Source organism: Pseudomonas sp. NPDC078416, from assembly GCF_050268485.1.
In the GTDB taxonomy this organism is placed as follows: Bacteria; Pseudomonadota; Gammaproteobacteria; order Pseudomonadales; family Pseudomonadaceae; genus Aquipseudomonas.
The window spans coordinates 17,753-31,454 of sequence record NZ_JBNNGV010000010.1 but is presented as its reverse complement, the minus strand read 5'-3'; the positions used below and the strand labels follow the sequence as shown (position 1 = coordinate 31,454).

General features: G+C 61.3%; 14 protein-coding genes and 1 pseudogene. 6 read left to right on the top strand and 9 right to left on the bottom strand.

Annotation, left to right across the window (positions count from 1 at the left end; translation table 11 throughout):
* Window positions 1-122 precede the first annotated feature (122 nt).
* A complete protein-coding gene (locus tag ACQKEN_RS11720; protein ID WP_427685591.1) occupies window positions 123-311 on the top strand; it encodes a DUF2986 domain-containing protein in 189 nt (62 codons plus the stop codon).
* A gap of 117 nt (window positions 312-428) precedes the next feature.
* Here ACQKEN_RS11720 and ACQKEN_RS11715 read toward each other — a convergent pair whose 3' ends face one another.
* A complete protein-coding gene (locus ACQKEN_RS11715) occupies window positions 429-1,325 on the bottom strand; it encodes a helix-turn-helix transcriptional regulator (RefSeq protein WP_427685590.1) in 897 nt (298 codons plus the stop codon).
* A 99-nt stretch (window positions 1,326-1,424) separates the two neighbouring features.
* Between ACQKEN_RS11715 and ACQKEN_RS11710 the strand changes: the two genes are divergently transcribed.
* Entirely contained in the window at window positions 1,425-2,315 is an 891-nt protein-coding gene (locus ACQKEN_RS11710) for an SDR family oxidoreductase (RefSeq protein WP_427685589.1), read from the top strand.
* Window positions 2,316-2,376: 61 nt separating this feature from the next.
* On the opposite strand, the gene ACQKEN_RS11705 is transcribed toward ACQKEN_RS11710, so the two are convergent.
* The 5 genes from ACQKEN_RS11705 to ACQKEN_RS11685 form a co-directional block, all read right to left on the bottom strand.
* On the bottom strand, window positions 2,377-3,897 hold the full coding sequence (locus ACQKEN_RS11705; RefSeq protein ID WP_427685588.1) for an ArnT family glycosyltransferase: 1,521 nt from the start codon (window positions 3,895-3,897) through the stop codon (window positions 2,377-2,379).
* A 3-nt stretch (window positions 3,898-3,900) separates the two neighbouring features.
* Window positions 3,901-4,179 carry a lipid-A-disaccharide synthase N-terminal domain-containing protein gene (locus tag ACQKEN_RS11700; RefSeq protein ID WP_122534684.1) on the bottom strand — a complete coding sequence of 93 codons (279 nt, stop codon included), beginning with the start codon at window positions 4,177-4,179 and terminating at the stop codon, window positions 3,901-3,903.
* Entirely contained in the window at window positions 4,176-4,928 is a 753-nt protein-coding gene (locus tag ACQKEN_RS11695) for a glycosyltransferase family 2 protein (protein ID WP_427685587.1), read from the bottom strand. The genes ACQKEN_RS11700 and ACQKEN_RS11695 overlap by 4 nt, the downstream gene beginning before the upstream one ends.
* Window positions 4,928-5,977: an NAD-dependent epimerase gene (locus ACQKEN_RS11690; RefSeq protein ID WP_427685586.1), complete on the bottom strand. Its 1,050-nt coding sequence runs from the start codon at window positions 5,975-5,977 to the stop codon at window positions 4,928-4,930. The genes ACQKEN_RS11695 and ACQKEN_RS11690 overlap by 1 nt, the downstream gene beginning before the upstream one ends.
* 242 nt (window positions 5,978-6,219) lie before the next feature.
* A complete protein-coding gene (locus ACQKEN_RS11685; protein ID WP_427685585.1) occupies window positions 6,220-7,218 on the bottom strand; it encodes a YiiG family protein in 999 nt (332 codons plus the stop codon).
* 203 nt (window positions 7,219-7,421) lie between these two features.
* Between ACQKEN_RS11685 and ACQKEN_RS11680 the strand changes: the two genes are divergently transcribed.
* Together ACQKEN_RS11680 and mntP are read left to right on the top strand one after the other, a co-directional pair.
* On the top strand, window positions 7,422-8,732 hold the full coding sequence (locus tag ACQKEN_RS11680) for an ATP-binding protein (protein ID WP_427685584.1): 1,311 nt from the start codon (window positions 7,422-7,424) through the stop codon (window positions 8,730-8,732).
* Between the two features lie 247 nt (window positions 8,733-8,979).
* Window positions 8,980-9,546: a manganese efflux pump MntP gene (gene mntP, locus ACQKEN_RS11675; RefSeq protein ID WP_427685583.1), complete on the top strand. Its 567-nt coding sequence runs from the start codon at window positions 8,980-8,982 to the stop codon at window positions 9,544-9,546.
* Between the two features lie 39 nt (window positions 9,547-9,585).
* Here mntP and ACQKEN_RS11670 read toward each other — a convergent pair.
* Window positions 9,586-9,810, bottom strand: a pseudogene (locus ACQKEN_RS11670) (EamA/RhaT family transporter); the annotation flags it as partial.
* 31 nt (window positions 9,811-9,841) lie between these two features.
* Entirely contained in the window at window positions 9,842-9,994 is a 153-nt protein-coding gene (locus ACQKEN_RS11665; RefSeq protein WP_427685582.1) for a hypothetical protein, read from the bottom strand.
* Window positions 9,995-10,294: 300 nt separating this feature from the next.
* Here ACQKEN_RS11665 and ACQKEN_RS11660 point away from each other — a divergent pair, with 300 nt between their 5' ends.
* Both ACQKEN_RS11660 and ACQKEN_RS11655 read left to right on the top strand, forming a co-directional pair.
* Window positions 10,295-11,803 (top strand): Fic family protein, encoded by a 1,509-nt coding sequence (locus tag ACQKEN_RS11660; protein WP_427685581.1) that lies wholly within the window; start codon window positions 10,295-10,297, stop codon window positions 11,801-11,803.
* 76 nt (window positions 11,804-11,879) lie between these two features.
* Window positions 11,880-12,341: a GNAT family N-acetyltransferase gene (locus tag ACQKEN_RS11655; RefSeq protein WP_427685580.1), complete on the top strand. Its 462-nt coding sequence runs from the start codon at window positions 11,880-11,882 to the stop codon at window positions 12,339-12,341.
* On the opposite strand, the gene ACQKEN_RS11650 is transcribed toward ACQKEN_RS11655, so the two are convergent.
* Window positions 12,342-13,583, bottom strand: coding sequence for a DUF1835 domain-containing protein (locus ACQKEN_RS11650; RefSeq protein WP_427685579.1), 1,242 nt, complete (start codon window positions 13,581-13,583; stop codon window positions 12,342-12,344). It abuts the gene before it with no gap.
* Window positions 13,584-13,702: the final 119 nt, after the last annotated feature.

Sequence of the window (13,702 nt, the reverse complement as noted above, 5' to 3'; positions counted from 1 at the left end):
ATGCCGTAATGCTTCGTGTCCGTTCGAGCCAATAGTGCCAGACACGTGTGGCAGATTGACCGGCGATCTGATTCACTGCCTGCCTTTTCACCGTCCAGCATCTGCACACCGGGTAAACAGGCATGAACCGTCGCAAGAAACTTAACCAGATACTCAGAGCCAACGCAAAGAAGGCGAGTGCCAAACTGGCACCGAAGAACAAGGATACCTACGTCAGCAAGGCCGACCGGTTGAAGCTGGCGGCTGAGGCCGATGCGCAAGCCACGACCGACTCAACGCCTGAAGCGGTCAGCCCGTCCGAGCCCGTGTGAATGCCCTCAATTTTGCAGTGTGATTACCGGCGCCTTCCCGGCTAAAGCCGGTCCCACAGGACCCGCGCGGTGTCAGTGGGACCGGCTTCAGCCGGGAAGAGGCCAGTGCGTACGCCATCAATTGTGCGGTGCGACTGCCGGCGCCTTCCCGGCTAAAGCCGGTCCCACAGAAAGCGCTGGTTTCAGCCGGGAATGGTCTTCGATCACCGCCCGGACACGATCGGCATCGGCGGCGGTGACCGGGTTATAGACGATCATCGACAGGTCCAGTCGCCCGTCCACCGCGAAGTTGGAGTATTCCAGCTCGATGACGCCGTGGGGATCGTGGCGCAGACGCTTGGTGCCTTCGCCCTGATGCCGCACGTCATTGTCGCGCCACAGCGCCGCAAACTCGGGGCTCAGGGTGCACAGCTCTTCGGCGAGCTGGCTCACCTCAGACGCCGCACCGGCACGGGTCGCATCGGCTCGAAACGCCGCAACGATGAAACGCGCCACCGCGTTCCAGTCAGCCCGCCGGGCCTGGGCGCGCGGGTTGCAGAACATCAGGCGCAATATATTGCGTTGCCCTACCGGCAGCAGGCTGTAATCGGTGAAGACCGCCGCCGCTGCCGTGTTCCAGGCCAGCACGTCCCACGTCGCCGTCTTGATAAACGCGGGGCTGAACACGAGGGTGTCGAGCACGCGTTGCAGGCGCGGCGTCACCTCGTCGGGCGCGCTGTAGACCACTTCCGGCGGATGGCCGAAGGCGAGCATGAACAGGTGCTCGCGCTCGGGTGCGGTCATCAGCAGACTGTCGGCAATCCGGTTCAGCACCTGCGCCGAGGGTGCCCCGCCGCGCCCCTGCTCCAGCCACGTGTACCAGGTCGCGCTGATATTGGCGCGCTGCGCGACTTCTTCCCGGCGCAGACCCGGTGTGCGTCTCCGCGTGCCGGAAAAGCCGAAACTCGCCGGGTCCAGGCGCGCCCGGCAATCCTTCAGATACGTCCCCAGCAAATGAACAGACGGGTTGGCCATGATGATCCTGTTGGTTTTTATACCCTGATAACGTCACGTCTTTTAAGCGAATAAACGTTACGCGCATCCTGCCGGCTTCAGCAAAAGGAGTTTTCAGCAATGCGCGTATTTCTTACCGGTTCCACAGGTTTTATCGGCTCCCGGGTTGCCCGGGAATTACTCGCCGCAGGTCATCACGTGCTGGGCATGACGCGGTCCCAAGCGGGCGCCAACGCTTTGAGGGCCATCGGTGCCGAGCCTCATCACGGCACCCTTGAAGACCTTGGCAGCCTCAGACGCGGCGCCGAGCAGTGCGACGCGGTCATTCACACCGCGTTCGATCACGACTTCGCCCACTTCGTCGACAACTGCCAGAAAGACGCCCGGGCCATCGCCGCGCTGGGCGAGGCGCTGAGGGGTTCGCAGCGCCCGCTGTTGATCACGTCCGGCACGCCGATGGGTTCGCCGGCACCGGGCGAGCCTGCCGATGAGGATCATTTCAATCCCGAGCACCCCAATCCCCGCGCCGCCTCGGAACTGGCCGCAGAAGCGCTGTTGCAACGCGGCCTCAACGTGGTGGTGATGCGCCTGTCGCAAATCCACGACACGGTCAAACAGGGCCTGGTCACCGAACTCATCAAGCATGCGCGGGAGACAGGCGTCTGTGCTTATGTCGACGACGGCCTCAATCTCTGGTCGGCTGCACACATTTCGGACACTGCTCAGCTGTACCGACTCGCGCTGGAAAATCAACAGCCAGGCGCTCGCTATCATGCAACGGCCGAAAGCCACATCCCGTTCCGCCTCATCGCCCAAGCCCTGGGCGAAGGCCTTGGCCTGCCCGTTGTGTCGGTGCCGGCGGACGAGGCGATGGCGAAGTTCGGTTGGCTGTCGAGTGTTGTGGGCCGTGATATGTCGAGCAACAGCAGTAAAACCCGGGCGCGATTGGGCTGGGTGCCGACCGGGCCGGGGCTGATCGAGGATCTCAACGGGTGTTTTCAGCAGTCATGAATGATTCATGGAGCCTCTGCGCTAACGTTCCTCAAGGGATGGGCCCGTGCGCGAATCGGGCCTACAACGCGTCAGAACCCCATGAGAAGCGATAAGCGCGCACGGACGCCGGCGGCTGGCAGCGACCATTGTCCGCGTCGGCCCCGACGATCCACCACTCGGCCCTCGACGTTGACCCCAACCGACGAGCCTTGTCTGCCGTGAAACAGTGCTCGAGTTCAGCGGCAGGTACCAAGGCGAATGCCGCCGGGTGGGTGCGCAGCCAGAGCGCCGCGTGCTCGACGGCCGACTGATCGGCGAACCCGAAATGCACCACCGGCTGGCGCGCGAACAGCCAGTGCCCTTCCCGCCAGCCGACCAGCACCAGTTCGGCGCCGTCCGTCAGGCGAGCCGCTTCACCCATCAGCACCTTGTGGGGGTTGGGGCCGTCGGTGAACGGCTCGACGAAACCACGGCCGAACCACAGGCAAAACCACGCCACCACCGCGACACCAAACACGGCGCGGGCCTTCGGGCGATTGCCGAACCAGCGTCGGAGCAGCCACGGAATCAGCGGCGCGGCGGCCAGCACCAGGCCGGGTAGCGCAGGGAAGATGTAGATCTTGCGCTTGCCGGTGCTCAGGCAGAAAAACAGCACCACCAGGACCACCCAGCCCAGCAACAGCAAAATCCGCGCGTCGTGCTTTCGCAGTTGGCGACGCCAGGCGGGTACCAGCCACGGCAACGCCAGCACCAGCGGCAGCCAGTACTGCGGGATGACGGTGAGGAAATACCAGAACGGTTCGCGGTGATCCCAGGCCGACGCGTAGCGGCCACCCGTCTGGTGAAAGAGGATTTCCTTCAGGTACGCCACTTCGTCAGGGCCACCCTTGAGCCAAACCGTGAAAAGCAGCGGCACCAGCCAGACCGCACAACCCGCCAGCACCACCAGAAACCCGGTCGCCCAGCGAAGCCCCTGCCCCGGCATGACGGCCACACCCGGCCAGCCCTTTCGCACGGCATAACCGTAGGGCACCAGCATCAACGCCGGCAGAAAACCGACCCCTTTACTGATGATGCCCAGGCCCATGGCCAGACACGCGACGTAGAACCAGCCCCATGCCGGGCCCAGCAGAAGATGCCGGACCATGCCGTAGAAACCGAGCGCGACCCACAGGCACAGGAAGCTGTCGATCTGGCCGGTGCGCAGGATGCTGTAGGTCTGGTAAGTGGCGAGAAACAGCAGCGCGGCAATGCGGCCCACTCTGCGGCACCAAAGGCGTCGGCCCAGGTCGTACAACACCGCGGTGGCGGTGGCCGCCGACAGCAGGCCCGGGATGAAGAGTGCCAGGGACGGCGAACCGGTCAGCCAGGTGAAAAACGCCACCGTCCACATGAACAACGGCGGTTTGTCGCCGTAGATTTCACCGGCCCGGTGGGGGATCAGCCAACTGCCGCTGTGCAGCATCTCCAGTGCGACGCCCAAGAACCTTTCTTCGTCCACATTGAGCGGCTGCCTGATGCCAAAGCCGGCGCCGACCAGAATCAGCGCAAGCGCCACCAGCGCCAGGCATTGCAACGCGGGAGATTGAACACGTCCCACGGGCTATTCCTTCAGGTCTTTGTGTTTGGCAATCAGCTGCAGGTTGCGCAGGTAAACCACGAAGCCAAATGACTGGCCAATGATGAACACCGGGTCCTCGCGGTAGATCGCGTAGGCCAGCAGCAACGCGCTGCCAACCATGCTCAGGTACCAGAAACCCACCGGAATCACGCTGCGTTTTTTGATTTCGCTGTACAGCCACTGCAAGACGAAACGGCCGGTGAAAACCGCCTGACCGAGAAATCCCACCGTTAGCCAAAGCGCTTCGCGCGTGAAGTTCATCCGTTGATCTCCTCGGGCTGCGTATTGAGTCGCGTGCGGCGCACCAGCCACCAGACCCCGAACAGGTCAAGGATGCCGACCAGCGCGCGGTCGAGGTTGCCGTAGTTGGAAACGCCGGCCTGGCGATGACGGTGGTGAACCGGATGAACGATCATTCGGCCGTGATGGCGCTGGATCAACGCGGGAATGAAGCGGTGCATGTGATCGAAGTAAGGCAGTTGCAGAAACGCCGCTCGCTGGATCAGCTTGAGTCCGCAGCCAGTATCAGGCGTCGCGTCCTTGAGCAGGCGGCTGCGCAAGGCATTGGCGAAGCGGGACGCCCAGCGCTTGCTCGCGGTGTCCCGGCGGTTGACGCGGTGCCCCGCCACCAAGGTCACCTGCTCGCCCTGCCCCTGTTGCTGCCCTGCGTTGCGGACCAGCGCCAGCATGCCGGGCAAGTCGGCGGGGTCGTTCTGGCCATCGCCGTCCAGCGTGGCCAGCCACTCACCGCGCGCGGCCTGGGCCGCATGCCAAATCGACGTACTCTGCCCGAGGGAAACCCCGTGGTGCAGGATTCGCAGAGGCTCAAACCCTGAAGCCTTGATCTGCTGCAGCACACGCAGCGTGTCGTCGGTGCTGCCGTCGTCGACCACCAACACCTCATAGCGCTCACCGGCCAGCGCGGTGCGTACTTCATTGAGCAACGAAGGCAGGTTTTGCGCTTCGTTTTTTGCCGGGATCAATACCGACACGAACACCGATTCACTCATCACGCCCACCGCATCTCTTGTTTTGATTGTCTGGCCTGTTTTGCCTGTTTTGCCTGTCTGGCCTGCTGGCCCTGTTCGCAGGGGTAGAAATCGCGATACCAGCGCACGAATTCAGCCACGCCCTGCTCCAGCCCAACCTGCGGGCTGAAGTCGATCCATTTCGCCAGCCCGGACACATCGGCCCAGGTCTGCAGCACGTCGCCCGGCTGGAGCGGTAGATAGTTGCGCTTGGCCTGGATCCCCAACGCCGACTCCAGGCACTGCACGAAGTCGAGAAGCTTCACCGGCGCCCCTCGCCCGATGTTGAAAAGCTGACACGGCGCGACTCCGTCCATGAGCGGCGGCGGTCTGGGCAACAGCCGGCTCATCGACTCGACGATGTCGTCGATGTAGGTGAAGTCCCGCGCCATCTCGCCGTCGTTGTAGATATCGATGGGCTCGCCTTTGAGGATGGCTTGAGTGAATTTGAACAGCGCCATGTCCGGCCGTCCCCAAGGGCCGTAGACGGTAAAAAACCGCAGGCCCGTCGCCGGAATCCGGTACAGATGGGAATAGCTGTAGGCCATGAGTTCGTTGGCGCGCTTGGTCGCGGCATACAGAGAAACGGGTTGCTCGACGGCGTCTTCCACCGCGAACGGCATCTTGGTATTGGCGCCGTACACCGAACTGCTCGACGCATAAATGAGGTGCTTCACGGGATACGCGCGGCAGGCTTCAAGCACGTTGAGAAACCCGACCAGATTGGCGTCGGCGTAGACGCGCGGGTTGTCGATGGAATACCGGACACCGGCCTGCGCCGCCAGGTGAATGACCTCGCTGAAACCAGACGCACTGAACAGGCCAAGCAGTAGGCCCGGGTCGACGATGTCGATTTGCTGAAACTGAAAGGAGGGGTAATTTTCCAGCTGCGCCAGTCGGGCACGCTTGAGGTCGACGCTGTAGTAATCGTTCAGGTTGTCGATGCCCACCACTTGAACGCCCTGGCGGCACAACGTTCTGGCCATGTGAAAGCCGATGAACCCCGCAACCCCTGTGACCAGCACAGTCATCGGGCTACCGCCTGGCGGGGGTTAGCGTGGGTGAGTCGTGGGTATTCTGCGCTTAAGACGGTGACATTCATTTCATGAGTCCTTTGACAGAACCGGCCAACCGCCCGAAATCCCTGGGTCAGCTGTCTGTTTCTGCTGGATGCTTGATCAAGCGACATGAAACTTTGTCACAGCAATATTTAAGCAATGTGAATGCTGTGGACGTGGGGAACGGCTAAAGCGCATTCCCTCCGTTTTAAGGCTTACCTGAGTCTGTTTCCCTGGTCGACCAGATCGTTGTATGACTTGACGAGCCGCATCGGTGAACCCTCAACACCTGAGGGCCAGCTTCCGTTCAACCTCATCTGGTCGATCTCGCTGTAAGGCACGCGATCACGCACCCGGCGCATGCGATCCTTGCACTCCTTCAAAAATGTTTCGGCCTGGCTCTGGAAGCTCGACCAGTTGATGGACAAGTCGGGCTCGCCGGCGGTCGCCTTGACTGACTCATCCAGCAGCGCACTGTAAGCGTCGATCGCCTTCGAGACCTCAACGACGTCGAAGGATTCAAGACTGAGCTGACCGGTCAACATCTTGGCCTGCCTGATCAACGCCAAATGGTAGAACGCGCTGTGGCGCCCTTCGTTTTTTTCGATTTCGACGATTTGCGCGGCAGACAGCGCGTCGTTTTCCTTGCTCAGTTCGGCGCCGAATGTGTCACTGGAGAGAATGAATCGACCGAAAGCCATCATGAGTGGCTGGTGCATTTTCTTGGCCTTGGCGAAGCGATCGTCCTTGTAATCCTCATGGTCGTAATAGACGTAGGCTTGCGCCACGAGGGGCGACAGAGTGGTCAGGTCAGCAAGGTACTGGGTGGCCGCAGCATCCAGCGCTGGCAGCGCCGGCTTCGCTGTTGATGCTTGTGTGACGGCCTTGGTGCAGGTGTCCAGGTCGGCGGGAGACACTTGGGTCAGCCGCTTGACCTTGAGCTCCTTGCCTGTCGGTCCGGCGTCCAGATCGTCAATCCAGCTGACATATCGGTCGGCACTCTCGCGTACCGAACCATCAGCGGCATTGAAGCAATCCACATAGGCGCCCAATTTGGTGCTCAGTTGCGCGTCAGGGTCCTCTTCAACAACCCTGGCGGCGGCCTGTGGTTCGGGCTTGCGTTGCGTCGTGTTCTTTTTGTCACACGCCACCAGCGGCAGCACCAGTGCGGTGACCAACATCCCCAGCGTTACAGCCTTGATCCCTTTGTTCAACACAGTCTCTCCTTGATCCATGAGTTTTAAAACCGGTGCAGTCACCATGACTGCCTGACCATAACGGCCGCGCCGCCAAAACATGGAGTTCTGTGGACGTGCCGGGTCAATGACGCGCCGCGGATTCTACAGGCCTCTGCCCTTGCGATGGGACGGGGCACAGCGCATGATGCCGAACCACTTTCTCTAGCACCGGTTTATCGATGGCCCACCATCCCGCCCCATTTCCTTTCAACGAGGAAGAGCGCGCCCTGTCGCTCGAACACTTGGATGTGCTGGACTCAGCCAGCGAGAAGGCATTCGACGACATTGTTCTGCTGGCCACGACGCTGTGCGATGCGCCCATTGCGCTGGTGTCGCTGGTTGATCGGGATCGCCAGTGGTTCAAGGCCTGTGTGGGCCTCGGGGTGCAGGAAACCCACCGGGACCTGGCCTTCTGCGGCCATGCGATTCTCGATCCCGCGCAGGTGCTCGTCATCGAAGACGCGGCCCTCGACCCTCGCTTTGCCTACAGCCCCCTGGTGCTCGGCCCGCCCTACATTCGTTTCTACGCAGGCGCGCCGATTGTCACGGACAGCGGCGTCGCCTTGGGCACCGTCTGCGTGATCGATACTCAATCCCGGCAATTGAGCGAACGCCAGTCACTTGCCTTGCAGGCGTTGGCCCGGCAGGCCGCAGCGCTGCTGGAAGCCCGGTTGCTCAGCAAGCAACGTGCCCAGCAACTGGCGCGCTTTCAGGAACAATTCAAACAAGCCGAGCAAAACCCGGGTGAAGTCGCGCCCCTGTTGCAGAACGCACGCTGCATTTCGTCGCTGGGCATGCTCACCGCCAGCATTGCCCATGACTTCAACAATTTGCTGCAAAGCGTCAGCGCCGCGTTTCAGTTGACCCGCCTGCGTTCCCGGCGGCCAGTGGATGTCGAGCGTTTCGCCGAGACCGGCCTGCAAGCCGTTGAGCAAGGCCGGCAGCTCATCAGTTATTTGATGTCCAGCGTGCGCGGTGACGGGCCTGAACTGATCTGCATCGATGTGACGGCACGCCTTCACGCCGCGCAGCCGCTGATGCGCCATTCGATGAGCGAAGGCATCGATCTTGACTTCGATCTGGCGGAATGGGGCTGGGGCGTCCTCTGTGTCGAAGCCCAACTCCACGCGGTCGTGATGAACCTGCTCAGCAATGCCCGTGATGCGCTGAAGGGTTCCGGCCAGGTTCGTGTGTCCACCCGCTGGGTGCATGTGGAGGATGATCTGTCGCTGCAACAGGGCGACTACCTTGTGGTCAGCGTCAATGACAACGGCCCTGGCATGACGGCCGAGATCGCGCGCCAGGTGTTCGAGCCGTTCTTCACCACCAAAGCGACAGGCGAAGGCACAGGGCTGGGGCTGGCTCAGGTCAAGGATTTCGCGATCAAATCGGGCGGTGACGCGCGCATCGAAACGGCACCCGGGTCGGGTACGACAGTGAGCCTGTACTTGAGAATCCTGGGCTGTATTGCGACGTCGGAAGCGGGCTAATCCGAAAGCTGATTCGCTGAACAACACACGATGCGCCGACATTTTTTTTACATTCACGCGTTATAGTGGCGGCCCTTGTTGGGGAGTAGCCTGCTCTGGACCCCGTGTCACAGAGCGTTCGTGTCAACATTCTCGGCGGCCTGCCGTGGCACGAACACCTTCGGGTTGGCGAGACCAACGATGCATCCATGCCTAAAGTCGGGCGTGTGGTTGCGTCGTTGACTCACAGCCCGACTGGAACATAACCGTGAACCCGATTTCCCTCATTCTTCTCGCTTTGGCCATGTCCACGGACGCTTTCGCAGCGGCCATCGGTAAAGGCGCGAGCCTCCACAAGCCTCGTCTGATAGAAGCGCTGCGCACCGGTCTTATCTTTGGCGTCATCGAAGGCATCACGCCCCTGATCGGCTGGCTGATCGGCCAGGCCGCCACGTCCTACGTCCAGAACTGGGATCACTGGATCGCCTTCACGCTCCTTCTGATCCTCGGCGTGCACATGATTTACAACGGCCTCAAGCACGAAGAGGCCGAAGAAGAAAAGCCCAACCAGCACTCCTTCCTGATATTGGCCGTGACCGCCTTCGCCACCAGCATCGATGCGCTGGCGGTGGGGGTTGGCCTGGCCTTCGTCAACGTGAATATCCTGGTGGCTGCCGCGGCCATTGGTGTCGCGACAACGGTGATGGTCACCATCGGCGTGATGCTGGGCCGCGTGCTGGGGACCGTGGTGGGCAAACGCGCTGAAATCATCGGCGGCATCGTGCTGATGCTGGTTGGCGCGACGATTCTGTATGAGCATCTGTCGGCGGCGTGACCGCAGGGGCCAAGTGCGCCCTCCCTTCATCCGACGCCGTTAATGGGTATGCCGGTGATGGATATCCGGAAAGTGAGGGTGACTGTGGCGCACCTGCACATGGTCGTGAACATGGCTGTGTGCGCCGGTCCCGCTCCACTCGAAAGCATGGTCGTGCTGGTGGTGCTCATCGTGAACATGCCGGTGTGCGTGGGTCATTGGCACGTGCTGATGCTCATGTCCGTGACGTTCGGTGAGGTGAAGCCACACGCCAACACCCATCAGGACCGGCGTTTTTCCAGCCACGGTCACGCACCTATCGGACAAGGGTCAGACCCGGACCACTTCCCAGGTAGAGCAAGCCTGCGAGCAACACAGGGGGCACGTCGAGCCCGAGAAGTTTGGCAAGCGGCGTGCTGGCACCGAACAACGAAGCGGCGGCCAGAGCGTGGAGAATGCTGGGATTCATGGGTCATACCAAGCCGGGACGAGTGGGTCGGCATCTTATCCTATGGATGTTTTGCACAGACGTTTTGCGGCGCCGGACAGCGCCATGCAATTGAGTCGTGATAAGCCCGGAGGTTCGGCTTCTCCCCGGCTCGGGATGCTGGCAGGATCCTCAGGGATACGGGTGCGGCGAGGCCGTCGCGAGTCAAAAACGGGATCTATCAAGTTAAGAAAAAATCGGGATAATCGGTCGAACTCAAGATTTTCCTGGCGCACTGAAGAAAATCTGCATGGCATTGGCCGAGAATCAAGGAATTGCGCGATGAATTTAGTTGGATATGCCCTATTGCAGGAGTCGCTAAGGCTTAGCGCTTTCCCTTTGACTCGCCCCGCCAGGATTCAGCCAGTCACAAGGATCAAGCGCATTGGCGAAATACTGGCGGTACCGTTAAGTAGTGCGCCTGAGCCAGATGACCTGCTGGGGCATTTGCTGTTCGCGCTCAAGCACGAAGGCATCAATCTCACCATCCTGGCCCAGGCACTGCCGCAGATCCCGGCATCGAGCATGGAAGCGGAGTTGGAAAAAGCGCCCAACGGCATCTACCTGCGCAAAGCCTGTTTTCTACGCGAAGCCTTCACCGGAGAGGAACTGATCCAGCACTCTCCAGTGCGAGGTGCTTTTGTACCACTGTTCGATCCGGCTCTGTACGTAACGATGCCTGGAGAGCGCAATTCTCGCTGGCGGGTAGAGTTTAACGGTATTGGGACAATCGCCTACTGCGCGACTGTTGAGCGTACGCCGGAGATCGTCGCACTTCTGGACTATGACATCCTGGCACGCGCTCAGCACTTCATGCAGAGCCTCCCGACCGGAATGATGGATCGAGCGATCAACTGGGCTTACCTTCACGAAACGCAGGATTCATTTGCGATTGAGAAAGAGTCGCCTAGCGAGGAAAAGGCGCGCAAATTTATCCAGCTGCTCCGGCAGGCCCACGAGGGTATTCCACTGGACGAGGAGTATCTGGTTCATCTCCAGAACGCAACGATCTCTAACCCTTTTGACATGGCGGGCGCGTTTCGGCATGAGCAGAACCATCTGGCGAATGGGCTACAGGGCGCCGCAGGGGTCACCTATGTTCCGCCAGGGCCAGATCTCTGTCGTGAGTTAATGGAGGAGCTGATGGCCTTGGGCAACGACGCGCCCGCGCGGATCGACCCCCTCATCGCGGCTGGAATCATCTCGTTCGGTTTCGTCTTTCTTCATCCGTTCATGGACGGCAATGGTCGCCTCTCCCGTTTTTTGATCCACCACACCCTGTGCCGCGCCGGCGCGCTGGAAAATGGTTTGCTGCTGCCGGTATCTGTCGCCATGAAACGCGAGGAACGCCTGTATCTGGAGACGCTGCAGTCCTTCTCTCGCCCGGCGCGTGAGTTCTGGGATGTACGGTGGATCGATCAGGGTCAGTACTCGTTCGAATTCACGGGTGATCCCTCGATCTATCGCTTCTGGGATGCCACTTCAGCGGTACGGTTCACCCTGGAAATGGCGAAGCGTGCGTTAGAAGTGGAACTTCGGGAAGAGACAATCTTTCTTGAAAACTATGACAAGGTCGTGCGGACGGTAAATGAGGTCTATGACGTGCGCGGCAGCGATTTGGCCAAACTCGTGATGATGTGCCTGACGAACAATGGGAAAGTTTCCAATAACCGTCGCAAGCAGTACCAATATTCGGTCCAGCCCGAGGTGTTCGACTACATTGAGCAGGTCACACATATGCTGCTTGGTCAGCAGGCGCAGCAACGGCCGCAAGATGAAAGCGCCCAGTAAATGAAAGGGGAATATCGGTGGGCGCTGCTCACCCGGTATTCAGATAGCCGCGCCCGGACGCAAGGAGCACAGCCCTATGAACTACCTGATCCGCAAGGCAACAGACGACGACGCCACCGCGATCAGCCGCGTCATCGTGGCCGCCCTGCGCGAGTCCAATCGCCAGGACTATTCCGCCGTCATCATCGCCCAGGTCGAGCTGAGCTTTTCCCCGGCGGCGATCCTGCGCTTGCTGGCGCAGCGGCAGGTGTACGTGGCGACCCACGGCGAAGATATCATTGCCACGGCGAGCCTCGATCAGGCCACGATCCGCAGCGTATTCGTCGCGCCGGCACACCAGGGCCAAGGCGCCGGGCGCGCGTTGATGGCGGCGGTTGAGTCAGCCGCAGCCATCCACGGCGTCAGTCAGTTGCGTGTGCCCTCTTCCATCACGGCCGAGGGCTTTTACAGGTTGCTTGGCTACTCTGTCATTCGCGATGAATACCACGGCGAAGAGCGGACAATCATCATGGAGAAGTCGTTGACGTTTCCGGCATAGTCAGCGGCGCCACACCTGTCCTTTTTCGTTGACCACCCAAGGCGAACTGTCCGCAACAATCTGCACGCCGCCTACCCAACGCTCCGCGGGCCCGAGGTCGAGCGCGTTCAACTCCCCGCGCACGACGCGCTCGCCCAGGGCCGTCAGCCGGACAAGCCGTTTGGGCCATTCGCTGCCCGGTTGTTCGTACAGCAACGGTTGCGGCGCATCGACGAGAGGCCTCAGCAGCGCGTGAAACATCATGTCGCCCAGATACGGAAGCGGCTCATAATTCACCATCAAATGACCGAACACCTTGCCCGCAGCCATTTCACCCTTCTCCGCGAGAATGCGCAGGGTCAGTCGCTGGGTCAGGCCCAAACCATCCTCGGCACCGGGCAGTTCTTGCAGCTGCCTCGCCAACGCGGGGCCGAGCAGCGGCAGCGCAGGATGGTGTTGCGCCGCGAGCCCGGCCCAACGACTTGGCTCGGGCGCGGTGTAGGCGGCCCATACCTGCCGGGCCAGTGCCAGGGCATCCTCACCGATAGCGCGCCGCTGGGGCCAGAGCCAGGCGAGCACGTCCGGGGCCAGTTGCCCGATGCCGATGAATCGCTCGACGCCGGGCACGCGATTGATCTCGATCAGCTCCAGCCTGCGCGGCACGCTGGGTAGACTCGCCAGCAAGCGAACCAGAAACAGTTGATCGTAGGCATCGCCCTCGCACCAGAGCACCAGTTCACTGTCGGCATTCAGACGGGCCAATGCGTCACGCTGAACCGCCTGGCGCTGCTCGGCATCACGGGCTGACAAGCCAAAGGCCTGTTGGGCAAACGCGGAGCGAACCGCCCAATAGTCGTCGTCGGGCAGCGCCGGTATCGGGCCCATGACCATGGGGTCGTCGAACATATGAAAAGAACCCGAGAAGCCGGCAACCCGCAGGCTGCGCTCGATGTCGTTGCCACAGCGCCAGTGCTGAACCTTTGCTTCACCCGTCGCCGCGAAATCCGGATGGCGAGCGGCAAATGCCACGGCGTCGGCATGGGCGATTAGCTTGGGCCAACTGGCGAACCCCGCCTCGCGCGCCACCAGCCATTGGGTGTCGGCGAGCCGATAGTCGGGGCCCGGCAGGCACATCGCGCGCAGTTGCGCCCGGGTGTCTTCCGCTTCGTTATCTTTGAGGGCTTTGAGAAGACGTTTTGCGTGCTTGCGCAACGCAGGTACATCGAGCAGACCGTGTTGACGGGATGCATTTGTGGCAGGCATGCCAACTCCTTACAGGGCTCGGTCCGCCGACAAGCCGGGAGCTGGAATGAATGATCGGGAAAACGCTTGCCTTGGGAAACCCCTTCGCGCGGACCGCAGGCGCAGCAGACGCCCGGAGG

Bases quoted from the DNA above. Each gene is read 5' to 3' on its own strand.
- ACQKEN_RS11655 (WP_427685580.1), top strand. From the start codon at position 11,880: ATGAACTACCTGATCCGCAAGGCAACAGACGACGACGCCACCGCGATC.
- ACQKEN_RS11720 (WP_427685591.1), top strand. From the start codon at position 123: ATGAACCGTCGCAAGAAACTTAACCAGATACTCAGAGCCAACGCAAAG.
- ACQKEN_RS11690 (WP_427685586.1), bottom strand. From the start codon at position 5,977: ATGACTGTGCTGGTCACAGGGGTTGCGGGGTTCATCGGCTTTCACATG.
- ACQKEN_RS11710 (WP_427685589.1), top strand. From the start codon at position 1,425: ATGCGCGTATTTCTTACCGGTTCCACAGGTTTTATCGGCTCCCGGGTT.
- ACQKEN_RS11695 (WP_427685587.1), bottom strand. From the start codon at position 4,928: ATGAGTGAATCGGTGTTCGTGTCGGTATTGATCCCGGCAAAAAACGAA.
- ACQKEN_RS11660 (WP_427685581.1), top strand. From the start codon at position 10,295: ATGAATTTAGTTGGATATGCCCTATTGCAGGAGTCGCTAAGGCTTAGC.
- ACQKEN_RS11665 (WP_427685582.1), bottom strand. From the start codon at position 9,994: ATGAATCCCAGCATTCTCCACGCTCTGGCCGCCGCTTCGTTGTTCGGT.
- ACQKEN_RS11680 (WP_427685584.1), top strand. From the start codon at position 7,422: ATGGCCCACCATCCCGCCCCATTTCCTTTCAACGAGGAAGAGCGCGCC.
- ACQKEN_RS11650 (WP_427685579.1), bottom strand. From the start codon at position 13,583: ATGCCTGCCACAAATGCATCCCGTCAACACGGTCTGCTCGATGTACCT.
- ACQKEN_RS11700 (WP_122534684.1), bottom strand. From the start codon at position 4,179: ATGAACTTCACGCGCGAAGCGCTTTGGCTAACGGTGGGATTTCTCGGT.
- ACQKEN_RS11715 (WP_427685590.1), bottom strand. From the start codon at position 1,325: ATGGCCAACCCGTCTGTTCATTTGCTGGGGACGTATCTGAAGGATTGC.